The following is a 21,261-nucleotide window of genomic DNA, read 5'->3' on the forward strand; positions in this document are numbered from 1 at the left end:
GCTCCCATTGTCCGTCGCTCAAAACTGATCGATCCAAGGCTATCCTCCATTTGGTAGTCTTGAATCAGAATTTCAGCGGCGGGGGAATCCCCAATGTTATGCCGAATGTCAACAGACCCTAATATGGCGTCCTGTGCCATCCTGCATAGCAACCAGGGCCCCGGCGTTGGTTCCGTCGCAGATGACGAAGAAGCTGGCCTCCTCCTCATCAAGGAATTCCTCAATCAACAGTTCGGTGCCGGCATCGCCGAAGCGACGGCCGATCAGGCCGTGTTGAATCATCAGCTTCCGTCCTGATCCGTTTCGGGGCTTGCCATCAGGCACCTCTCAATCGCCGGCATCAGGATGGCCACGGTCTCTTTTGGCACACCAACTGCATGTGCCATGGTCAGCACGGCACCATAATCGAAACCGAGCACCACCCCGCTCGGTGCGATCCGAAGCTGCCCGGCGCAGGCCAGCGCGAGATCCCAGACCTGCCAACCCTCCACCGTCTGCGGGGCGTGCTCATCATAGGGGCAACGCTGCCCATTTGGCCCCGGCCGCCCCTCGGCACAGGGCAGGCCGGCAGCCGCACAGTTCGCGCAGTATTGGGGCCCGCCGCCGAAGTGCCACCCGGCGCGGGCCTTCAGACGTTTTTTTCCTGTTCCAGCAGCGCCACCGGCCCCAGATAGCGCAGGCTGAAAGCGTCGGCCACCGGGTGCAGGTCGAGCAGCGCGTCGATCCCTTCTGGCGTGGGCACCACCGGGGTGCCGTCGGCATCGCCCACCCCTTCCCAGTCGAGGATGGCCAGCCGCCCCATTGCCTTCAGGAAGGTGGCGGTGCGCGTCCCCTGCACGAGGCCCGGCGGATCGTCAGTCATATCCGCGTCGCGCACGGCCTGACGGGCGGCCAGCACCAACGCCGTGGTGCAGGGACGCAGGTGAAGACGCACCCCCATTCCCAGATCGAGCCAGAACGGCCCGCGGGCCAAGTCGAGGCGGATCATGGTGGGCACTCCCCTGGGATTGGTTGAACCTTGACCGGCTTCCGACCACGGCGCATATTCTGGACAGAAATTCTGGACAGGTGCTGCCATGTCTCAGTCGAGCTGGTCGTTACAGGACGCCAAGAACAAATTTAGTACAGTGGTCGATGCTGCCTTGGCCGGGGAGCCACAAATGGTTACCCGGCATGGCAAGCCTGCCGTCATTGTGGTTGCCGCAGATACGTTCGCACGGTTGCACCAACTGGACCGCGAACGGGCACCGTCACTTGCCGAGATGTTGCTGGCGATGCCGCAGGATGATGGATCCTTCGAGCGTTCCCATACGCCTCCGCGTGATGTGGAATTCTGATGTTCCTGCTCGATACCGTCGTGCTGTCAGAACTGCGAAAACGGGACCGCAATCCTGGTATCGTCGCCTGGATCAGCGAACAGCCAACGGCCGATCTGTTTATCAGCACCGTCACCATTGGCGAGATAGAACGCGGCATTGGCCTGCAACGGTCGAAAGATGCTGCCTTTGCCGCGTCCCTCACCACGTGGCTGGACCGTGTCCTGACCACCTATGGCGAGCGGATCCTGCCGTTCGACCTCAAGGCTGCCCGCCGATGGGGACGCCTCAGTGCCGGGATCGGCCATGAGGGTGCGGATCTGATGATCGCTGCGACCGGACTGGAACATGGACTGACGGTCGTTACCCGCAATGTCCGCCATTTTCAGCCAACCGGCGTGGCGACCTTAAATCCGTTCTCGTGATCACCTATCCTGGCACCATCAGTAGTTGGCAATGTCGTTCTTCAGGGTGACGGTGACGAAAGCGCCCCCTGGGGCCCCACCGTCGGGCTTGGCAGCCTGCCAGTCGAAGCGCGCCTCGACGCCGGCGGGGCCGGAAATCGGGATGCGCGGCTTGGGCAGATAGACCGATGGCAGGGCAATGGTCAGGGACCGGTCGGCATCGATCACCCAGGCGAATTCTAACGCCATGGACGTGCCATCGGTGGCGGCATCCAGCAGCACCATGTCGGCAAAGCGGGCCGCCAGATTACCGGTGCAGGATGCCACGCCCAGGTCCGCCCCTTCGATCTTGCCATCATCGCGGATGACGCGGACGGGATCGAGATTGTTGGCATAGGTCAGTTCCGCGGCGGTGATATTGGCCAGCGCCGCCCCATCTTTCCGGATGCGTCCCTGGAATTGGTGGAACCGCTGCAAGCCCTGTGTGGTGGGGGTGCCGCCGGACGAGGTATCGGCGTCCGTCTCCCCCTGTGCGATCAGGGCCAGGGTGGCATTGGCCTTGCCCGACGGCGCCCAACCCAGGTTCAGGCTGTTGACCAGGCAACCGAGGTTGAGGAAATAGCGTGGCGCCTGCGGGTGGCCGACTTCAAGCGCCAGGCTGGGCAGCGTGTCGGCCCCGGATGTGTAGACATGGTTATAAGGGCCGGTGCCGGTGGTGACCGGCGGCCCAAACAGCCCCTTCAGCCAGAAACCGATGCTGCGCAGGTCCACCGGGACGGTGATCTGGCCCTCCGCGGTGATGACATCACGCGATGGCGGGGCCGGGTCACGCCCTAACCCCAGCACGTCGGAGGCTTCCAGCGGCTGCTGGCTGCCGATGTCGCAACTAACGAAGGGCAGCGTGTGGAAATTGCCGCCGGGCGCGGTGCCATAGGCGGTTTCGAACGCACCCAGCAATTGCGCGTGGGCACCGGTGGCGCGGGCCATGGTCGGGTTCTCCGGGATCAGGTCAGCGGATCGAGCGTGGTGTAGGTGAGCGTCACCGGCACTCGGGCGGCCTTGATGGCAGCCCCGCCGGCAACAGCAATGTCCTCGGTTTCCGGTGCGCCCCAGGTAAGCCACTCGACCGTGCCGCCCAGCGTGCGGTCGGCCCCCAGCGAGGCGGCCAGCGCCCGCAGCAGATCGTCCAGGGCGCGGGCCCGTCCGGGGCCGGAGCGGCCCAGCGGTGGGTCAGCGGCCTGGACCAATACCTCGATCTCGGCGGTGTGGTCGTAGTGGTAGAGCAGCGGTGACAGGGTTATGTCCGGCACGCCCGGTTCGCCATCGCGCAGGATCAGCAGGCCGCCGGGTGGGATGCGCTCGGGCACCACAATCTCCCGCCCCGCCACGGCATTCGGTACGGCGACAAGCCGCGCCAGCAGCGCGGACAAAGCCGTTTCCCGGATGCTTGGCATGGGTCAGGGTTCCTTCCAATGACGCAGGATCAGACCGGGCAACCGGCCCTGCCAGGTTCGGGCAGCCCCAGCCACATCCAGGCGCTTTCTCACACGGACCTGCGGCACCAGAATGAAGACCGGCACCGTGGTACGCCCGGCCAGCCGGGTGAAACCGGCCTCACCACGCCGGCCCCGGTTGGCTGTCGCCAGCCCGCGTTTGCTGAGGCGGGCATTGTCTGCCACCAGCAAGGACGGACCGCGGCGGCGATAGATCAGCCGCAGGATCAGGCCGGTACGCCGTTCCCAGCCGCCCGGCGTGATCTTGTTGCCGCCATCGCCATAGCGACCGGCGGCCTGGGTCGGGATGGCCAGGAACAGGCCATGGCGGGAACGGATCACCGCCCCCTCCTCGTAAAGCCCGACAATGTCGGGGGCTTTGCTCCAGACCAGACCGGCGGCGCGGATGCTGCGGCCACCCTTGGGATAGATTTCGCTGCGCCAGGTCCGGGCCAGCCGCTGGCCGAGACCGGCCCCGGTGATCTGGCCGCGCAGTTCGGTCTTCAACCCGCCGCTGGCCTCCCGCAACCCGGCGGTGACGGCGCGCTCCGCCGCTGCGAGGTCGGCCGCCAGCATCTCAGCAAGGCGGCCTTCGATCGCAGTGGCGAGGCGCACGGGCGGTTACGCCAGCTTCACCGGCCGTTCCAGGCTGATTTCCAGCCGCGTCGGCGTCAGTGCCCGACCGATATAGACGACATTGCCGGTGGTGGGCGGCGTGGCGGTCAGCACGCCGGCGGTGCCGCTCAGATAATAGGTGGTGCCCGGCGTCAGGGTGGTGCTGCCGGCGGCATCGGTCCAGTCGGTCACCTCGATGACGCCATCGGTCAGCACGGTGACATAGGCGTCGAGCGCGGCGCTGGTCAGGGCCAGACCGATGACCTCGGCCTTCGTATCATCGTCGGCATCGGCCAACATGCATTGGAAGCCGGCATTGCTGTAGACGGCCATACCGGCAGCGGTGATGGCCTCCTTGGCCTGGAGTTCGATGGCATCGACCTCCTGCACCCTGGCATCCAGCGTGCCGTTGAGCGGCAGTTGCTGGATGCGGCCATTGATCAGGACAAGCGGGCGGTAGGACGGCATGGGGCGTGATCCTCAAAGCTGGATGGGGGTGCCGGGCTGGACATGCAGCACCGTCGGCGCCACGGCAAAGCCGACGGGAACCACCCACCATCCGGGCGCGGATGGCGGCATATCGGTCAGGCCGCCCGCGATCCGGGCGGACAGGAAATAGTCGGTGCCGGGCACCAGGGTGGCCGCCCCGCTTTCCAGCAGGGCGGACCAGTCGGCGCGCTCCACCGGCCGTTCGGTGGCCCAACGGGCCGGCTCCCCCGCCGGGGTGCCGATCAGCACCACCCCCGCGGGATCGGCGGTGGCAGCGGCATCGGCGCGGCAGGGCGCCAGCCGACCGGCAGCGTTGACATGGACGATCTGCCCAACCGCCAGCGCCACCTGGGCGGCGGTCACATAGGTGCCGGTCCACACGCCGGGCGGGGCATTGGGGCCGAGGACCGTTTCCACCGCCCCGCCGGATATTGTCGGCGGATCGAACTGCGGGTAGCTGGTCGGTGCCGGGATCTGCACCGTCTCCAAGGTCCAGACCAGCCGCGCGGGGTCGCGGCGCACCGGGGCCCCCTGGACCTCGAACAGGTCGTCCCCGACCAGCAGCCGGTCGCCCGCCCAGGGGCGGATACCGGCGGCGGTCAGGTCCGCGGCGCGCAGCTCGAACACGGCCCCATCGGAGACCAGATCGCCACCGCCAAAGCCGGTGACAAGATCATTGCGGCGGGCAATGACCCGCAGCGGAACCGTGGAACCGCCGATCCCGATATAGGTGGCCGGCGTGCCCAGGATGGCGAAGACCGGATCGAGTGCGGCCTGGAACGGATCGGCCATGACCGGCTGATATCAAACGGACGTCCCATTCAGCCGGACCCGGCCAACCGTCTCACCGGCCCCGTTGCCGACGGTGGCGATGGCGGCGCCGATCAGGCTGTTGCCGGTGGCGGTCTTGGTGACCTCCCGGGCTGCATTGTCCCAATAAAGCTTGTCGCCGACGTTCCAGGCCTGCGAGGGCGTCTTTTTCACGTCGAAAATTCCGACAAGGACCGCCTCGACCGGTTCGCCCATGGCCGCACTGGTGATGGCAATGCCGAACAGGCTGCCGACCAGCAGCCCCTCTCCCGAGGTGACGGCATAGGGGGCGGTCAGGGTGATTGTGTTGCCGGGCTGAACATAGTTCTTCATGGATGATCTTCCTTGCGGATGCGCGATCAGCGGCGGGGCCGGTCCGGCATGAGGGCGAGGATCAGGCCGGCGGCAGCGGCACCGGCGGTGGCGATATGATCCAGACAGCCTGGATCGATGCTGGCCCCCAGCGCCGTCAGCAGCGTGGTGAGACCAAGCCAGGTGCTGCGCTCACGCAGGCGTTCGATCAGATAGCGCATGGGATGTTCCTTCAGGTCGACGGGCAAGCGGACCGGAAGCCGCCCTCATCCAGGCCGAGGACGGCGCGATAGTCGAAATTGGGGCAGAGCTTGGCGGCAACCTCGCGGTGCCCCCGCCAGCGCAGGCGCTTTCCCTGGCCGGCATAGGCCGCGTCCATCGCATCAGCCAACCGCCGCAGGGCGTCGAACTGTGCCGGGGTAAAGGTCTTGAAGCCGTGCAGGCAGATGGCGATGGAGCCGCTATTATGGCCTTCCTGGGCCGCCGGGATTTGCTCCAGCACGCGGCCGCGCTGGAGCGTGCCATCGCCGCGGATGAAGAAGTGATAACCGATGCCGCGCCAGCCGCGCTGGCGGTGCCACTGGTCGATCACCGCCGCATCGTCATGGGCGGCATGGTCGCTGGCGCTGCAATGGATGAAGACCACATGCACCGGCCGCTTTGGCGCGGTGAACGGCACCGCTGCGCCAGGACGGCTGAGGATGGGAAACGGGTCCGTCATGGCTCAGGCCCCGGCATTCTTGTAGAGGCCGCGCCAGTCGATGGCCTTGGCCCCGAAATCCAGCCGGCACTTGATCTCCACCCCGTCCACATCGAAGCCGTTGCGGGTTTCGATATAGGCGCCCTGCTGCCCCTCCAGATAGGCGTATTCCAGCGTGTCGATCTGGGCCGGGTTGGCCGCCAGATACCAGGCGGTGGCGCTGGCGGCATCCAGCCGGGGCTCGGCGATGGGCGTCAGGGTACGGATGGAGGCCGGCACGATGTCGCTGGTCTTGGCCGGCGTCAGGTTCTGCGCCACCAGTTGCTCGGCGGTCAGTTCCAGCGCTGCCGGCACGATCAGGAAGGACGGCCTGATGTTCAGCACGGTCTTCTTGTCCAGCCCGGTCTGCTTGGCCATCGCCGCGCGGGCGTCACCGATGGCGGTGACGGTCGGCGGGGCCGCCGTGCCGGCAAGGTTCTTGTGGTCGGCATGGAACAGCGCCTTGCCGTCGGCCATGGCGGCGTTAGCGGTGAGGATGCCCCAGACCACGTCGCTTTCCAGGGTGGCGATGGCGGTGCCGTACATGGCCGGAATGCGGGTGAAGGCATCGAGATCGTCATTGATCAGCACCTGCCGGGTGATCGCCACCACCCGACCGTAGGTCTCGATGCGGTAGCTTTCCTTGCTCTCGCCGATGGTGCCGCGCTGGAACTCGCCCCCCTCATTGACCTTCAGCAATTGCGGCGCCTCACCGATCTGGACCCGGTGCATGGCCTTGAAATCGGTGGCCAGCACCTGCCGGCAGAACGGCGTGAAGGTGCGAGGATAGACCTCATAGGCCTGGCGCAAGGTCTTGGCGGTGACGGCGGACAGCACCTCGGGGAAGTCGGAGGTGGAATGCAGGGCGCGGGTGGCGATCTCGTCGCGCGATAGGCCGCGCACGGCCACCCCGGCCTGGGTCAGGAAATCGCGGGCCAGTTCCAGCAGGCTGAGGCCGCGATAGTCGCGGGCATGGTCGGTCAGCGGGAACAGGGTCGGGCTGTAGCGGTGCAGCAGGGCCGCACTGACCGCCTCGCGCCGCAGCAGCCGTTCATCCTTGCCGCCAAGCGGCACGGTCACCTGCGGGAAGATGCGGGTGCGATCCGACGCCTCCGCCACCTTGTCCAGGATCAGCCGGCGCGCCTCGTCCAGGCCGGTGCCGCGCTGGACCAGATCGTCAGCAAAGCCGCGTTCCAGCCCCAACCGCCCGGCAAGCGCGTGGATGGTGCCAACCCGCTCGCGTTCCGTTTCGCGCGCGCGGGCGACCAGGGCATCGGTATCGGGGGCCGGCGGTGGCGTGGCATCCGTCCCCGCCGGCGGGGTCTGCGTTTCATCCATGGCAATCCTCGTTGGAGATGAAGCGGCGTCGCGGCGAACCAGGACGCAGGGCGACAGGGGTTCGGCGCTGCGAAAGCCGGCAGCGGGGTCGGCCCCCACCGGCACGGCGGAAATCTCGAACGGCGTCCAGTCCACCGCGCGCCACAGTTCCGGCCCTGCCGCCGGGCGGGAGACCTCGAAACGGTGGACCTGATAGCCGATGGAGACGGCGCGCAGATGGCCGGCGCGGATATCGGCCAGGATCGGCTCCACCTCCGCCCGGTCGCTGAAGCGCACGCGGGCGATGCCGCGGCCGTTCTCGATGCGGGCGGTCCCCGGCACCACCGAGCCGATCACCGCGTCCAGCGTGCCCATGTCATGGACCTTCAGCAGCGGCGCCCCGCCATTCAGCCGTTCCAGCCGGACATGGGCGGGTTCCAGGCTCAGTTCCTCATCGAAGGGCTCCCCGAACAGCGGCTGGCGGCGCACCCGCGCGCCGGTGGACCAGACCAGTTCCACCGAACGGTCAGCCTCGTCGAAGCTGGCCAGCACAAGGTCAGCCGCGCGGCGGAGCGCCGGCAGGTCAAGGGTGCCGTGCATGATGGGTCAGTCCTGGTTGGAAACTGTCTCACCGGCCTGGATGGTGCCGGTCTTGGTCACCCGTCGCGGGTCGCTGTCCAGCACGAGGCCGAGCGCGTCCAGGCGGGCATTCATGGCGGCGATCTCCGTCAGCACCGCTTCGGGATTATGACCCTGGCGGGAGATTGCCTGGGCCAGCGTCATGGTACCGGAGCGCATGGCCAGCAGGTCGGCCATGGCATCCTTCAACGGGTCCACCGCCTCAAAGCGCGGCGGCGACCATTCAACCGGGATGTCCGGGCGCGGCAGCCGGCCTGCCGCCCAAGCCTGGGTGGTGAACCAGTCCCAGACTGGCTGGCACAGCATGGGGATCACCAGTTGCCACTGCGCCGCCTCGATCAGGCGGCGGAATTCGACCAACCCGGCGCGGATGCTGGAATAGTTCACCTGGGACAGGTCGCCGGTCAGCAACTCGTAGGGCATACGAAAGCCGGCGGCGATGATGTGCAACTGCGCCCGCAGCCATTCCGCCACGCCGGCCGTGGTGGCGGGCTGGTTGAAGCGGATGTCCTTGCCGCCGCGGGCATAGGCGATCAGGCCGGGCTCGAACTGTTCCACCCGGTGACCATCGGCATCGACCACAGAAGGCGCGATGCCCTGTTCCCCTTCGTCGGCCCCCAGCACGATGCCAACCACGCAGGCCTCGGTCTTCTTGCGCACCAGTTCGGCCTGCGTCCAGTCGTCCAGATCGCGCAGCGCCCGCATCACCGGGGTGCCCCAGGGCACGCCGCGCACCTGCGCGCGCTGTTTCTCGTAGATGTGCGCCACCTCGGCGGCGGGCACGGCGGCGCTGTCCAGCCGATGGCGCAGGCTGACCACGGCGTCGCCCGGATGTTGGGCGTAGAGCCAATAGGCCCGGCGCCTTCCCAGCGGGTCGAACTCAATGCCCTGGACGATCCGGCCGCCATCGGCGAGATCGCCATTGCGCCCGGCATCCAGCAGGTCGGCCTCGACCAGTTGGATCTGGAGCGGTACCGGCAACCCGTCAGCCGCGCGCCGGGGCCGGCGGCGCAGCAACACCTCACCCGCCTCCACCATCTGGCGGCAGGCCAGGGTTTGCAGCCCGTAGAAATCCAACTGCCCGTCGGCATCGCACCGTGCCGACCACTCCTGCCACAGGGCGTCGGTCGCCTTGTCCAACCGGTCGTCGCCCGAGGCGGCACGCGGCATGATGCCGGAACCGACGATGTTGTTGACCAGCACCGACACCGCCTTGGCGGCGTGCGGGTTGTTGCGCACCAGATCGCGCATCCGGTCGCGCAGCAGCGCCCCGGCCACGGTGATCTCGGCGTCAGCCGAACTGCCCGGTGCCCGCCAGCCATCGGTGCGGCGTCCCTTGGCGGCGCCGTCATAGCCGCGTGTCAGCCGGTCGAGGCTTTGGCGGGCCAGCACCCGCCGCAGGGCCGCCTGCGGCGCCACCAGCCCCAGGGCGCGGTCGAGCCAGAGCCCGGCCATCAGCGCTCCCCGCGCCCGAAGCCAGCAAAGCCCGCCATCGGCAGTTTGGCCGGCGTGCCGCCAGCCATTTCCCGCTCGAGGGTGCGGATGCGCGACAGCAGGTCGGCAGCGGAGCCGTAATCGACGCTGCGGCCGTCATAGCTGACGCGCAGCGTGCCGGCGGCATAGGCGCGGCGCAGTGCGTCCAGTTCCCCCTGGGTCCAGTTCATCCCAACCATCCCTGATTGCGTCCACCCAGCCAGCCGCCCCGGCGTTTCTCCCCCGGTGTGGTGGGGCGTTGAAGCTGACCGGCGGTCGGTTCCTCGGCTGCCGTCATGATCGGAGCCGGGGTTGCACTGGCGTCGGGTGCCGGTCCGACCTGATCCTCCAGATCGCGCCATTTGGCCTCGGTCCAGCGGTCGATGCCGGCGATCCAGGCGGCGGCGCGGGCATAGACCCGGCAATCCAGCGCCTCGTTGCGTTCGCGCAGCTTCTGCCAGTCCAGTTTGGTGAAGCCGCGCTTGGTCTTCACCGTCACCAGCTGTTCGGCCACCAGCTGCTTGACCCATTCGGCCTCCACCCCCTGCGGCAGGTGCAGGCTGCCGGCGGGCACGGTGATGCCAGCGGCCAAATCCTCGTCGGTCGGTCGCGCCAGCCGCAGGAAACGGTAGGTCTCACTCTTGAAGGTGGCCACCGCCACCGTCCATAGCCGCGCCCCGCGCCGCACCTTGCGGCCATTCTCGGTGGCGTCCACGTAACTGGGTCCAGCGACGGGCGCGGCCCGGTTGAAACCTTCCACGCCTTTGACCGGGGCCACCTGCGCGAAGCCGACCGAGCGCGCCCAGGCATAGACGGCGGGTGCCTCATAGCCGGTGTCGATGGCCAGCCGTGCCAGCCCCAACCGGCTGCCATGGGCATGCGGCCATGTCCGGCCCAGCAGCACCGTTAGCGCCGCCCAGGCTTCCGCCCGCTCGGGCCCGCCTTCAATGACGATGTGGTCGACCAGCCAACTGGTCAGCCCGCGGCCCCAGGCCCAGACCGACACCTCAATCCGGTCCTTCTGCACATCGGCCCCGGCGGTCAGGAACAGGCCGCCCGTGGGCACGGTGCCGAAGCGGTAGCCGCCGCGCCGCTCGTAGAGACGCTGCCAGTCCGGGGCCTCGCCGCTCTCCTGCCAGGTCTCCCCCAGCGAGGTATTGACGAAGGTTTTCATCGCCTCGTCGCCGGCGGCCTTGGCCGACAGGAAGGTACGCACCATGTCGGCCAGCCGGACCCAGGTGGAATAGATCTCATTCAGGTGAAAGCCGGCGATGCCGGTGAACGGCGCCTCCGCCCGCCACTCGCCTTTTGCAATCGCCTGCCAGCGCCTTGCATCGCCCCAGACGGCATCGCAATGGATGCAGACATAGCGGGCGCTGTCTGGCCGGGGTTCCGGTTCGCTGTCCCAGCGCACTTGCCCCCAGGTCAGCACCTGATGCTGGCCGCAATCCGGGCACGGCACCCAGAAGCGGCGACGGTCGCTTTCCTCGAACGCCGTTTCGATCCGGCTCGCCCCCTTCAGGGTAGGGGTGGAGACCAGCACAATTTTGCGGTTCCAGAACGTCACCGTGCGCTTGCGGGCCAGCTTGACCGGATCGCCTTCCGCCCCGGCGCTGACCGGATAGCGGTCCACCTCGTCGCAGAGCAGGATGCGGATCGGCCGGCTGGCCAGTCCCGACGGCGCGTTGGCGCCGACGATGGTCAGGTGGCCGCCGGCAAACCGCTTGTGCAGGATCTTGTTGGAACCGTCGCGCGACTTGGGATCCGCGATCCGCCCGGTCAGGCACGGCGTGTCGCGGGCCATCGGCGCGAAGCGGTCCTTCGACCAGGTCTCGGCATCACGCTCGGTCGGCATCACCACCATGATCGGCGCTGGATCCTGGTCGATGTGATAGCCGACCGTGTTGTTCAGCACCTCCGTCTTGCCGACCTGGGCCGACGACATCACCACTACGGTTTCGATATCCGGGTCGGAGACGGCATCCATGATGCCGCGCTGGTATTCGGCCCGGGCGGTGGACCAGCGGCCCGGCTCGGCGCTGGCCTCAGAACTCAGCCGGCGGTTGGCGTCCGCCCATTGGCTCACCGTCAGGTCCGGCGGCGGCGTCAGCATCTGCAACGCCGTCGTCACCAGCTTCGCCAGCCCCGGATGCCCGGTCAGGCGCAGCGGCGACGGCGACCGGCGTCGCCGCAAGTTCGGCGAGCGCGTCGACAATCGCCGACCGCAGGAGGACGCGGACGGCGGCGGGGTTTGCGGCATCATGGACCAGGGGGGCCAGCTTGTCCGGCAGGGTGATCAGGCGGGCGCGCAGCCGGGCCGTCACTGCCGCCCAGGCCAACGCCGTCTCTGCCACTGGCACCAGATCGCCGCGCCGTTGCTGCGCGTCCAGTTCGGCAAGATCGGCCTTGGCCTTCACCAGCCGGGTGCGTTCGGTGGGCAGGTCGGCGACGCCGCCCTGCGCCCGCTGCGCCAGATCGCGCAGGTAACGGACATAGCCGCGCACGGCACCTACGAGATCGTAGGCACCGCGCTCGGCCTTGGGGATCACGCCTTCGCGGCTGAGCTGCTGGACCCGGCGTTCCGACAGGTCGAGCAGCTTGGCGATCACCGCCAGCGGCTGCCCGTTGCCGGCCATGGGCATCGTCCTTCATTGGGTAAAAAAGCAATCAAATCATCGACGTAGGCGCTTGGCTGTGGGGTCGGACAGCGCGATGACTAGCATCACCACGATGGAGGATGCGATGCCCAAGCCCCGCGACAAAACCCCGGCCCTGGACGCCTTTCTGGCCCGCAAGGCCGAGATCGACACGATGTTGGCGCGGCTGACGGCGCTCAGCGACGAACACTTCAACGTTGCGCCCGACGACATCCACTGGGGCCATGTCGGCACCCTGGCGACCTACGCCGAGCTTCTGAAGCGGATCACCGATGCCGCCTTCCACGAGGGCGAACACGCCGACTGAAGGCAAGCCCGCCACCCCCAGCCCCGACCGGGTTTGTCCGGCGGGGCTCAGGCTGGTGGAAGCGCCCGGATCGGCCGGGGGCTGACCAACGGGAGACGCCGTGATGACCAGCCTGTCCAACCTGACCCTGCCGCAAATGGCCGCCGCCTATGGCGTCCTGGCCGGTGTTCCCACCACCCCGAAGACCTTCAAATGCCGCGCCATGGCGATCAGCCGTCTGGAAACCTTGTTCAGCGAACGGGGACTGACCGTTGACGATGCCATGCGGGCCGCCGGTCTGTTGCCCACGACACCGTCTCCGCCGCAACCGGACCTGGACGCCGCCGTTACCGCCATCGAACAGACCCTGGCCGCCGAACCACCCCGACCGGTCAAAAGCCGCGCCGACAGCAAACAGGCGCATGTGATCGCCATGCTCCGCCAGCCGCAAGGGGCCACCATCGCGGAGATCGCGGCGGCCACCGGCTGGCAGGACCATACAGTCCGGGGCTTCTTTGCCGGGGGGCTGAAGAAGAAGCTCGGTCTTACCGTAACCTCGGAAAAGGTCGAGGAACGCGGGCGGGTCTATCGTGTGGTGACCTGACATCCGATAGACATCGTTTAAGGACCGCCGCCCTGCCGGGGCGGCAGTCCTAACCGAGCCCAGAGAGTTCGCCACGCATAAGCCGCAACCAGGGGGACCACGCCGTTGCCACAGAGCCGAAGCCGGTCCACCCGGTAGGCCAGCCCATCAGCGCCTCGACGAACAGCGGGTTCAGTGTCGGGGTGTCGCCGCCGCCAGTCTTGCCACCCATTATCGTCTCCGGGGCCGGGCGGGAACGCCCGCTCACCGCCTGCTCGTTCAAGGGGCGGCTGTTGCGCGCCATCGTCTCCGGCCCGGCCAGCCCGCTGCGCCAGTCGCGCGCCGACGGGGTCGCCCAGCAGCGGGCATGTCCGGTCAGATCGGCCTCGTGGTGCCGTCCGGCGCTCGGCCGGTTGCCCCCCGCCTTCGCCGTCGGCCACAGACGGAGCAACTCGGTCCGGTTCGCCCCGCTGGAGCGCTTGCCCGAACAGGTCCGGGGCGTCGGCCAGCCGGCCGGCGAGGACGAATAGCCGTTCGCGGCGGTGGGGAGCGCCGACCTCCGCCGCCGAGAACAATCCTTCCGCAACGACGAAACCCATGCCTTCCAGATCTTCCCGGACCTCGCGATAGCCGAGGTTGAGATGATTGGGGACGTTCTCCAGGAAAACAGATCCCGGTCGACACTCGTCGATGATGCGCGCGACATGGGGCCAGAGATGCCGGGGATCGTCGCTTCCGCGACGACGTCCGGCGACGCTGAACGGCTGGCACGGATAGCCCGCAAGCACGAGGTCCACCGCGCCACGCCATGGGCGGCCGTCGAAGCTGGCAAGGTCGTCCCAGACAGGTGCCGGATCCAGGGCCGCGTCCGCCATCCGCGCCACGAGGACGGCCGCGGCGTAGGCGTCCCGCTCGACATAACCCACAGCACGGTATCCGGGTTCGGCGATGTGCAGGCCAAGGTCGAGACCGCAGGCCCCGGCGCACAGCGACAGCCCGAACAGGGGGGCGCCGCCAGCAGCGCCGGTGGCAGATACAGCCACGTCATGCACCGGCATCCGTTCCGTTGGGAAAGGCCGTCCCGTCCGCTCGGGTTACTCTTTGCCCGGTGAACCCTTCCCAGCGCCGCACGATCACGTCGCAATAGGCGGGATCCAGTTCCAGGGCGTAGCAGACCCGACCCACCGTTTCGGCGGCGATCAGGGTGGTGCCGGAACCGCAGAACGGTTCATAGACGACATCGCCCCGCGCACTGTTGTTGACGATGGGGCGGCGCATGACCTCCACCGGCTTCTGGGTGCCGTGGGGCGTGGCGGCATCCTCGCCGCCGGCTGGGGCGATCGACCACAAGGTCGACTGGTCGCGTGCCCCCTGCCAGTGGCTTTTGGCACCCTTGCGCACGCCATACCAGCACGGCTCGTGCTGCCAGTGGTAATCTCCGCGCCCCAGGGCGAAGCGGCTCTTCGACCAGACGATCTGTGCTCGGATATCGAAACCGCAGGCCGCTAAACTCTCGGCCACCTTGGTGGCGTGGATGGCGGCGTGCCAGACATAGGCGACGTCGCCGGGAAACAGCGCCCAGGCCTCGCGCCAGTCGGCGCGGTCGTCATTGGCGACCTTGCCGGTGCGCTTCGTCTTCGCCACGCCCGCCTGGTTGCGCCAGGACGGATCATACTCCACGCCATAGGGCGGGTCCGTCACCATCAGGTGCGGGCGCGCACCGGCCAGCAGCCGCTCGACATCGCCGGCCACGGTGGCGTCGCCACACAGCAGACGATGGGAACCAAGGATCCAGAGGTCACCCGGTCGGGTCACCGGCTCGGCAGGCGGTTCCGGCGTGGCGTCCTCGTCCACCAGCCCTGGCGCCGGATCGTCCAGGTTGAGCAGCCGGCTCAGTTCCCCGGCATCGAAGCCGAGCCCGTCCAGCGCGGTGCCTTCCTCGACCAGCCGCGCCAGTTCGGCCGACAGCAGCGCGTCATCCCAGCCACCGTTCAGGGCGATCCGGTTGTCGGCCAAGCGGAAGGCGCGGGCCTGCGTCTCGGTAAGGTGGCCGAGCCGGATCACCGGCACTTCCGCCAGCCCCAGCCGCCGCGCCGCCAGCAGCCGTCCGTGACCGGCGATCAGCACGCCGCGATCATCGACCAGCACCGGGTTGTTGAAGCCGAACTCACGGATGGAGCCCGCGATCTCCGCCACCTGCGCTTCGGAATGGGTGCGTGCGTTGGCGGCATAGGGCAGCAGCCGGTCCAGCGGCCAGCGTTCGATCTGGATGTCGTTCAGCATGGGATCAGGCGGTGACGGCCAGGGTCACGCCCCGCGCGGCGGCGGTTTCGGCGAAGGTGCCCCCGCCCTCCAGCCGTGCCGGTGTGGCGGGGAACAGTTCGTTCCAGCGGCGCACCGCCACATCGACATAGGCCGGCGCCAAATCGATGGCGCGGACCCGCCGGCCGGTGCGTTCGCCGGCGATGAGCGTCGTGCCGGAACCGGAGAACGGCTCATAGACGACATCGCCCGGATCGGCATAGGCGTTCAGGACCAGTTCGGGCAGCGCCACGGGGAACACCGCCGGGTGCTCCACCTCAATGCCGCGCGCCTTGTGGCGGCCGATGCGGATCACGCTGTCGGGGATGCGGTGGGTCTGGGTCGGCTGGCCGGCATGGGTCCAGGCCCCCACCGTGCCATCCGCCTTGCGCATGGCGGTGGAATGGCCGTCCGCCCGCAAGTGGGTGTCGAGGCCGGCATATTTGCAGGGCACGATCTTATTGGGCTTGCGGCCTTGCCGGTTGAAATGGAAGACAAACTCGAAGCTGGGTGCCAGCCGCCCACCCCAATCGCCGGGCAGCCCCGGTCCCTGGTCCCAGACATACAGCCCGAAGCGGCGCCAGCCCTGGGTCCGCATCCAGTCCAGCCAGTCCGACCAGTAGGGCAGCCATTCGCCGTCGCGGTGGATCAGCCCGAGATTGACCAGCACCTGCCCATCGGCGTCCATCGGCAAATGGGCGAAGACGCCCTGCATCAGCGCGTCCCAGCTGGCGATGCCGCCAGTGGTATAGTCGCGCTGCTGCCCATAGGGCGGGCTGGTGAAGCAGAGCGCGGCGCAGTCCCCGCCCATGACCCGCGCCACCGCCGCCGGGTCGGTGCTGTCGCCGCAGAGCAGGCGATGCTCCCCCAGCAGCCACAGATCGCCGGTCCGTGTCACCGGATCGGATGGCGGCTCCGGGGTCGCGTCGGGATCGGCGCTGTCGGCGGTGGTTTCATCCTGGTCCGCTGAGTCGTCCAGTGCGGCCAGGATCTGCTCAATCTCGCCGGCGTCGAAGCCGGTCAGGCTCAGGTCTACCGTATCGATGCGCAAATCCTTCAGTTCCAGCGCCAGCAACTCGTCGTTCCAGCGCGCCTCCTGATGGCTGCGGTTGTCCATCAACCGGTAGGCCCGCGCCTGCGCAGGCGTCAGGTCGGTGGCCACATGCACGGGGACCGTTGCCAGCCCCAGCCGACGCGCCGCCTCCAGCCGCGTGTGGCCGGCGACCACCACCATGTCCCGGTCCACCACAATGGGCTGGCGCCAGCCGTACTCGGCGATGGACGCCGCCACCTTGGCCACCGCCTCGGCATTGTGCCGCGGGTTGCGGGCATAGGGGATCACCCGCTCGATCGGCAGGTTGATGATCTCCACGATCTCTCCTGAAAGCGAAACGGGCGGCACACGGACGATGGCGAAAAACGAAACGCCCCGACATCCGGCGTTTCGCCAATCGGCGGGGGCCGGATGCCATAAGCCCTTGGCTTTACAGGTCCGGCCCGGTTGGCGAAACGAAATGCCCTGATTTTTCCGCGTCACTGGCGGAATGCCGAACCTCTGCCGCCAGCATAGGGTATCGGCCAGGAAGGAACCGCGAGGCCGAACCATCATTGCCCGGTGGCGGCGGGGGCAGCAATGAAATAACCCATTCCGGCCAATCTGGTGGCGACGGGCGCGCCTGCGCACCTCGCCTGAGCATGATCGGAATCTACCCTGAAACCGCCATTTCCGTCTCAGCGAAAAGTGTCTGAACGGTTGATTGCGCTACCCTGCGCTGCTGCACGCCGCACGGACCATCGCGATCACCTGCTGGCGCGACCGTTTGCCCGGCACCCGCCGCCCGTTAAGCCGCCAGGCAATGACGCAGAGCGCATAGAGCCAGTGCTGGTGGGCGGTGGCGCGGGCCAGCCCGACCTTCCAGCACACGGTTTTCCAGCGCTCGCCACCGGCGCGCAGCCAGACGATCCGGGCATCCACCGGGTCCAGCCCGATGGTCCAGCCAAGGCTTTCCTCCATCCGGGTGATGGCAGCGGCGGCGGGCGGTGGTGGACGCCGCTGGGGTGGTTCACGCCCGACCAGATCGCAGAATTCCGGCACGATCTGCGGCCAGGTGTTGAAATAGCCGCCGATCCGCCCTTCGGGCAGGCGCTTCAGCACGTCGGCTGCCTCGGCCAGCCGTTCCTCGACCAGCAACGGGGTCCAGACGGGATCAGCCATGAGGCACCTCCCGGACCGGGCGGTCGCCATAGAGTTTGCGTCCCAATTGGCGGACCAGTTCACGTTCCGGCCAGGACAGGCGGGCATCATCGGCGCTGATCACCAGGATGCCCTGAGCCTGCCAGCCGTCGCGCTTGATGGTTTCCGGCGGCGTGCGGTCGCCACCGAACCCTTTGGGCAGGAAGCTCACGACACACCTCCCGCCCGGTGCTGGATGGCCCAGAGCAGCAGGGCGATGGCGTCAGCCTCGTTGTCGTCCGCCGGATTGAACCCGCGCGCCCGGATGGCGGCGATCACCGCCTCCTTGCCGGCATTGCCCTTGCCGGTGGCAAAGCGCTTGATCGTGCCCACCGGCACCGCCTCATAGGCGACATTCCGCTCCTCGCACCAGGCCGTCAGTGTGGCGAGGAAGCCGCCATAGACATGAGCGGCATCAGCGCCGGCATGGCGGCGGACCTCCTCATAGACGATAAGACCGATCCCGCCAGTGGTGGTGGCGATCTCCCCCAGCCAGCGCCGGAAGCGCAGGTAACGCATACCGCCGCCGGACCAGCGGTCCTGGCGGAAGGCTTCGGTGCCGGAGACGATGGTGCCGTCGCCGGCGCGCAAGGCCCAGCCCATCACCGTGCCCAGGTCGAGAGCCAGGATGGACTGTGGGGAGCGGCTGGCCCCGCTGGGGGCCGGCCTGGGGTCCGGCGCTGCCGGAACAGAATGCAGGAGAAACATGATGAAGGCTCACGCATGGGTGGGCCTTCGGCTTCGGTCACGAAGATGGAATCACAGGCCGGCGGACGGTGCAAGAGGGTCGTTTGCTTGCTGCGCACATCCCTCAACGGTCCCAACCGTCCCATGTCCCAACGGGGGGTACAAACATCCTATGGCAAAAATAATTTTAGCCATATTGTATGTATAAGTGGCAATTAACCACACCCCATGGGTGATTTTTCTCTCTCCATATTGCCTTTGCCAGAGGTTGGGACCGTTGGGACGGATGGGACAAAGCCAGGATTTCAGCGGGTTTCAGCGTGTCCCAACCTCCTGGTGGGGTTGGGACGGTTGGGACATGTCGGAGAAGGAACTTGGGGGACTTTCGCGGGCTTTGTCCCAACCCTGGCAGACATCACGGGTGCGTATTGGCGGAGGTTGGACGGCGAACTACAGGCGAAGAAATCCCCAGGTCGGCGGGATCTTTACCGGCTTCTATCTCGAACGTATGCTTTGCCGGAAAGATCTTCGGGGGCAGGCGTGAAGGCATCTAGCATCAAGAAATATCTGCGACCATCGACCATCATGGGGCGCAAGAGCACCTTTGCGAACGCATTTGCATCGGCGCTTGCCCCTCACGACATTTACATCCCAGCCGCAGTTGCCGAAGCCATGCGGGACCTTGAACAGGATCCCGGTTCGGAACTGCAATGTGTCTACTGCGGGGCGGAGGCTGCCACCTGGGATCACGTTTTCAACCGCGTCGTTAAAGGCGACTTCTCAGGACACGGTCACCGCATCCGCAACCTTGTCCCCTGCTGCCGGACTTGCAACGAAAGCAAGGGACAGAAGCCGTGGCGTGAGTTCCTAGAAATACGCAATCCGCCGGACAAAGACGTACGGATACGCAGGATGGAGCGGTTCCTCAATAACGCCGACGCCCAGCCAATCGGAACCGAGGCCATGAGGCACAAGGCCGATGAAGAGCTCAAGCGGTTTCTCGAGATCCGGTCTCAGGTCTTCGACCTAATGGCGGAAGCGGACCGCCTAGCGGCGATCATCCGGCAGAAAGCGGCGAGCTGACAGCTTGTGGGACGACCTCGGACGGCCTCATCCCTTTGTGACACTTGCCGGATCGCTGACGGATCAATTTGTAAGCCAAGTTGGTCGCCGATACCGCCATTCCCGTCGACCGCCGGCCCCTGCCTTGTACCGCTCCCACTGCCGGGCTTTCAGATACGCTGCCACGCGCATCTGGTCGCCCCGTGACCATTTCCCTGTTTCAATCCCCAGCGCCCCTTCCAGGATTTCACCCACGGATACGTCACAGACCGGCTGGTCGCGTTCGACCTCCTCGTCGCGCCAGTCGTCATAGCCGAGGGCACCCCGGTTGACGCGGCGGCGTTCGTGGGTCAGCCAGCGGTCGATGCGGGCGTCCCAGGCGTCGCCCTGGTAGCGGGCTTCCTGTTCCAGCTTGGCGGCGGCGATCAGGTCGGGATCGTCCAGCCACCAGATGGCACCGTCGCGGTAACGGGCCACCGCCTCGGCCCAAAGCTGGTCGCGGTCCTGGCGCAGGCCGTCAAGGTCGATGCGGCCGCAGCGCAGCGGCCAGAAGCGACGGTTGCCGGTCTCATCGCGCAGATAGGTGTCGGGGTTGACCGACCCGGCGAAGACGCATTGCCGGGGCACGTCGATGACGTAACGTTCATAGGGCGGGCGGTAGCGGTCGGTGGTGCGGGTCAGGAAGGCCTTGATGCGTTCAACCTCGGCCCGACCAATGGCGTCCAGTTCAGCAATCTCGATGATCCAGACGCCGCGCATCTGCTGCGCGCAGTCCTTGCTGCCGATCTCCGCCAGTTCGTCGGTGAACCAATCCTCCCCAGCCAGGATCTTCAGGGCGGTGGATTTGCCGGTGCCCTGCGGCCCTTCCAGGATCAGCATATGGTCGACCTTGACACCGGGGTGCCGGATGCGGGCGACGGCGGAGATCAGCCAGCGGGCCCCGAAGGCGCGGTTGAGCGGCGTGTCCTTGGCACCCAGATAGCGGATGGCCCAGGTCTCCAGCCGCGGCGTGCCATCCCAACGCAGATGGTCGAGATAGTCGTGCACGGGATGAACGCGGATATCATTGGCGACGGCACCCACGCTGCGGCTGACCACCAGGGGCGTGACATTGATCTCGCGGCGCTGGAGCCATTCGGCACAGCGCACATCGTCGGTGGCATTCCAGGGGCGCGGGGCCTGGAACGGGGTGCTTTCCCAAGGCAGCGGGCGGGCCGCCAGAATCTCCTGCCGGAACTCGTCGAAGACCAGGGCACCGGCAAAGGCCGGATCGTTGGACAGGGCGGTGATGACATTGGCCTCGTTGCGTTCCGGTGTGCCGTCATCGCCGATGCGCAGCATGGCGGCCCAGGGCGGGCGGATCGCCGGTGCGTCACCCCCGCCGCCATTCAGCCGGCGGCGCAGATCGCGGAGCTGCTTCTCCAGCACCGAAACTGGGATACGGGTGGTCGCCTTGATGGTGGTCAACAGGTGCCGGATGGGCACCGGGTCAAGCCGCGCGGTGGCGATGGCACCCAGCAGGCGGGCAAGGTCCGTCATGTCGGGCGGGTGGGTCAGCGCGAGGGCGGCGGCTTCCATCTCCGCCAGGGTGCGGGGCATTGGGGCGGGTTGCCCAGCAGGCTCCAGGCCATAGTCAGCGGCGGTCGTCCCTTGCCGCAGATCATCGTTGAAATCATCGCCGTGCAGCGGGGCGACGATAGAGTTGGGGATGTCCGCCCGGTTCAGCCGGTCAGCCAGCGTGGCTGCGGCCTGAAGTGTAAAAGCATGGATTTGATCTGACAGTCACGCTCACCGATGCGGGTGTCCGGTGATGTTGAGCTGTCCGACGTTCACGCGGCAGCGATC

28 protein-coding genes are annotated in these 21,261 nt (G+C 67.4%); 6 read left to right on the forward strand and 22 right to left on the reverse strand.

Features of this window, described 5'->3' with window-relative positions; genetic code table 11:
• Nucleotides 1–108: 108 nt before the first annotated feature.
• Together CHB97_RS24825 and CHB97_RS24835 are read right to left on the reverse strand one after the other, a co-directional pair.
• Nucleotides 109–282, reverse strand: a complete 174-nt coding sequence (locus CHB97_RS24825) for a hypothetical protein (protein WP_089290719.1) — start codon at nt 280–282, stop codon at nt 109–111.
• Nucleotides 283–628: 346 nt separating this feature from the next.
• The gene (locus CHB97_RS24835; RefSeq protein WP_089290721.1) at nt 629–988 is read right to left on the reverse strand and encodes a hypothetical protein; all 360 of its coding nucleotides are present in this window, start codon (nt 986–988) and stop codon (nt 629–631) included.
• A gap of 88 nt (nt 989–1,076) precedes the next feature.
• Here CHB97_RS24835 and CHB97_RS24840 point away from each other — a divergent pair, with 88 nt between their 5' ends.
• Nucleotides 1,077–1,337, forward strand: coding sequence for a type II toxin-antitoxin system Phd/YefM family antitoxin (locus tag CHB97_RS24840; RefSeq protein ID WP_089290722.1), 261 nt, complete (start codon nt 1,077–1,079; stop codon nt 1,335–1,337).
• Nucleotides 1,337–1,741, forward strand: a complete 405-nt coding sequence (locus CHB97_RS24845) for a type II toxin-antitoxin system VapC family toxin (RefSeq protein ID WP_089290723.1) — start codon at nt 1,337–1,339, stop codon at nt 1,739–1,741. Before CHB97_RS24840 ends, CHB97_RS24845 begins: the two co-directional genes overlap by 1 nt.
• 18 nt (nt 1,742–1,759) lie before the next feature.
• Here the strand turns inward: CHB97_RS24845 and CHB97_RS24850 are convergent, their stop codons facing one another.
• The 13 genes from CHB97_RS24850 to CHB97_RS26925 are packed head-to-tail and all read right to left on the reverse strand — an operon-like array spanning nt 1,760 to nt 12,243.
• The gene (locus CHB97_RS24850; RefSeq protein ID WP_089290724.1) at nt 1,760–2,707 is read right to left on the reverse strand and encodes a phage tail tube protein; all 948 of its coding nucleotides are present in this window, start codon (nt 2,705–2,707) and stop codon (nt 1,760–1,762) included.
• Nucleotides 2,708–2,724: 17 nt separating this feature from the next.
• On the reverse strand, nt 2,725–3,174 hold the full coding sequence (locus CHB97_RS24855) for an acyl-CoA transferase (protein WP_089290725.1): 450 nt from the start codon (nt 3,172–3,174) through the stop codon (nt 2,725–2,727).
• Between the two features lie 3 nt (nt 3,175–3,177).
• Nucleotides 3,178–3,828, reverse strand: coding sequence for a DUF6441 family protein (locus CHB97_RS24860; RefSeq protein ID WP_244559698.1), 651 nt, complete (start codon nt 3,826–3,828; stop codon nt 3,178–3,180).
• 6 nt (nt 3,829–3,834) lie between these two features.
• Nucleotides 3,835–4,296: a capsid cement protein gene (locus CHB97_RS24865; RefSeq protein ID WP_089290727.1), complete on the reverse strand. Its 462-nt coding sequence runs from the start codon at nt 4,294–4,296 to the stop codon at nt 3,835–3,837.
• Nucleotides 4,297–4,308: 12 nt separating this feature from the next.
• Nucleotides 4,309–5,109, reverse strand: a complete 801-nt coding sequence (locus CHB97_RS24870) for a hypothetical protein (protein ID WP_089290728.1) — start codon at nt 5,107–5,109, stop codon at nt 4,309–4,311.
• A 12-nt stretch (nt 5,110–5,121) separates the two neighbouring features.
• Complete coding sequence (locus tag CHB97_RS24875) at nt 5,122–5,460, reverse strand: DUF2190 family protein (RefSeq protein ID WP_089290729.1); 339 nt, start codon at nt 5,458–5,460, stop codon at nt 5,122–5,124.
• A gap of 26 nt (nt 5,461–5,486) precedes the next feature.
• Complete coding sequence (locus CHB97_RS26685; protein WP_173012807.1) at nt 5,487–5,660, reverse strand: hypothetical protein; 174 nt, start codon at nt 5,658–5,660, stop codon at nt 5,487–5,489.
• Between the two features lie 11 nt (nt 5,661–5,671).
• On the reverse strand, nt 5,672–6,160 hold the full coding sequence (locus CHB97_RS24885; protein WP_089290731.1) for an N-acetylmuramoyl-L-alanine amidase: 489 nt from the start codon (nt 6,158–6,160) through the stop codon (nt 5,672–5,674).
• A gap of 3 nt (nt 6,161–6,163) precedes the next feature.
• Entirely contained in the window at nt 6,164–8,095 is a 1,932-nt protein-coding gene (locus CHB97_RS24890; RefSeq protein ID WP_089290732.1) for a prohead protease/major capsid protein fusion protein, read from the reverse strand.
• Between the two features lie 6 nt (nt 8,096–8,101).
• Nucleotides 8,102–9,589, reverse strand: a complete 1,488-nt coding sequence (locus CHB97_RS24895; protein ID WP_089290733.1) for a phage portal protein — start codon at nt 9,587–9,589, stop codon at nt 8,102–8,104.
• Nucleotides 9,589–9,798 (reverse strand): phage head-tail joining protein, encoded by a 210-nt coding sequence (locus tag CHB97_RS24900; RefSeq protein WP_089290734.1) that lies wholly within the window; start codon nt 9,796–9,798, stop codon nt 9,589–9,591. The genes CHB97_RS24895 and CHB97_RS24900 overlap by 1 nt, the downstream gene beginning before the upstream one ends.
• On the reverse strand, nt 9,795–11,738 hold the full coding sequence (locus CHB97_RS24905; protein ID WP_244559699.1) for a phage terminase large subunit family protein: 1,944 nt from the start codon (nt 11,736–11,738) through the stop codon (nt 9,795–9,797). Before CHB97_RS24905 ends, CHB97_RS24900 begins: the two co-directional genes overlap by 4 nt.
• Nucleotides 11,653–12,243, reverse strand: a complete 591-nt coding sequence (locus CHB97_RS26925; protein ID WP_244559700.1) for a terminase small subunit, Nu1 — start codon at nt 12,241–12,243, stop codon at nt 11,653–11,655. The genes CHB97_RS24905 and CHB97_RS26925 overlap by 86 nt, the downstream gene beginning before the upstream one ends.
• A 76-nt stretch (nt 12,244–12,319) precedes the next feature.
• Here CHB97_RS26925 and CHB97_RS24915 point away from each other — a divergent pair, with 76 nt between their 5' ends.
• Together CHB97_RS24915 and CHB97_RS24920 are read left to right on the forward strand one after the other, a co-directional pair.
• The gene (locus CHB97_RS24915; protein WP_089290736.1) at nt 12,320–12,571 is read left to right on the forward strand and encodes a hypothetical protein; all 252 of its coding nucleotides are present in this window, start codon (nt 12,320–12,322) and stop codon (nt 12,569–12,571) included.
• Nucleotides 12,572–12,674: 103 nt separating this feature from the next.
• On the forward strand, nt 12,675–13,154 hold the full coding sequence (locus tag CHB97_RS24920; protein ID WP_089290737.1) for a DUF3489 domain-containing protein: 480 nt from the start codon (nt 12,675–12,677) through the stop codon (nt 13,152–13,154).
• 17 nt (nt 13,155–13,171) lie between these two features.
• Here the strand turns inward: CHB97_RS24920 and CHB97_RS24925 are convergent, their stop codons facing one another.
• From CHB97_RS24925 to CHB97_RS24950, 6 genes are all read right to left on the reverse strand, one after another.
• Entirely contained in the window at nt 13,172–14,191 is a 1,020-nt protein-coding gene (locus CHB97_RS24925; protein WP_200820124.1) for a DNA cytosine methyltransferase, read from the reverse strand.
• On the reverse strand, nt 14,178–15,416 hold the full coding sequence (locus CHB97_RS24930; RefSeq protein ID WP_089290738.1) for a site-specific DNA-methyltransferase: 1,239 nt from the start codon (nt 15,414–15,416) through the stop codon (nt 14,178–14,180). The genes CHB97_RS24925 and CHB97_RS24930 overlap by 14 nt, the downstream gene beginning before the upstream one ends.
• A gap of 4 nt (nt 15,417–15,420) precedes the next feature.
• Entirely contained in the window at nt 15,421–16,806 is a 1,386-nt protein-coding gene (locus CHB97_RS24935; protein ID WP_089290739.1) for a DNA modification methylase, read from the reverse strand.
• Nucleotides 16,807–17,196: 390 nt separating this feature from the next.
• Entirely contained in the window at nt 17,197–17,649 is a 453-nt protein-coding gene (locus CHB97_RS24940; protein ID WP_089290740.1) for a DUF6362 family protein, read from the reverse strand.
• On the reverse strand, nt 17,642–17,839 hold the full coding sequence (locus tag CHB97_RS24945) for a hypothetical protein (RefSeq protein ID WP_089290741.1): 198 nt from the start codon (nt 17,837–17,839) through the stop codon (nt 17,642–17,644). Before CHB97_RS24945 ends, CHB97_RS24940 begins: the two co-directional genes overlap by 8 nt.
• Nucleotides 17,836–18,375: a crossover junction endodeoxyribonuclease RuvC gene (locus tag CHB97_RS24950; RefSeq protein ID WP_371333139.1), complete on the reverse strand. Its 540-nt coding sequence runs from the start codon at nt 18,373–18,375 to the stop codon at nt 17,836–17,838. Before CHB97_RS24950 ends, CHB97_RS24945 begins: the two co-directional genes overlap by 4 nt.
• Before the next feature lie 519 nt (nt 18,376–18,894).
• Between CHB97_RS24950 and CHB97_RS24955 the strand changes: the two genes are divergently transcribed.
• Nucleotides 18,895–19,437 carry an HNH endonuclease gene (locus tag CHB97_RS24955; protein WP_143271199.1) on the forward strand — a complete coding sequence of 181 codons (543 nt, stop codon included), beginning with the start codon at nt 18,895–18,897 and terminating at the stop codon, nt 19,435–19,437.
• A gap of 63 nt (nt 19,438–19,500) precedes the next feature.
• Here the strand turns inward: CHB97_RS24955 and CHB97_RS24960 are convergent, their stop codons facing one another.
• A complete protein-coding gene (locus CHB97_RS24960) occupies nt 19,501–21,015 on the reverse strand; it encodes a virulence-associated E family protein (RefSeq protein WP_244559701.1) in 1,515 nt (504 codons plus the stop codon).
• A gap of 51 nt (nt 21,016–21,066) precedes the next feature.
• Here CHB97_RS24960 and CHB97_RS27010 point away from each other — a divergent pair, with 51 nt between their 5' ends.
• Nucleotides 21,067–21,195 carry a hypothetical protein gene (locus CHB97_RS27010; RefSeq protein ID WP_256387139.1) on the forward strand — a complete coding sequence of 43 codons (129 nt, stop codon included), beginning with the start codon at nt 21,067–21,069 and terminating at the stop codon, nt 21,193–21,195.
• Nucleotides 21,196–21,261: the final 66 nt, after the last annotated feature.

The sequence above is a fragment of the Azospirillum sp. RU38E genome (assembly GCF_900188385.1).
In the GTDB taxonomy this organism is placed as follows: domain Bacteria; phylum Pseudomonadota; class Alphaproteobacteria; order Azospirillales; family Azospirillaceae; genus Niveispirillum.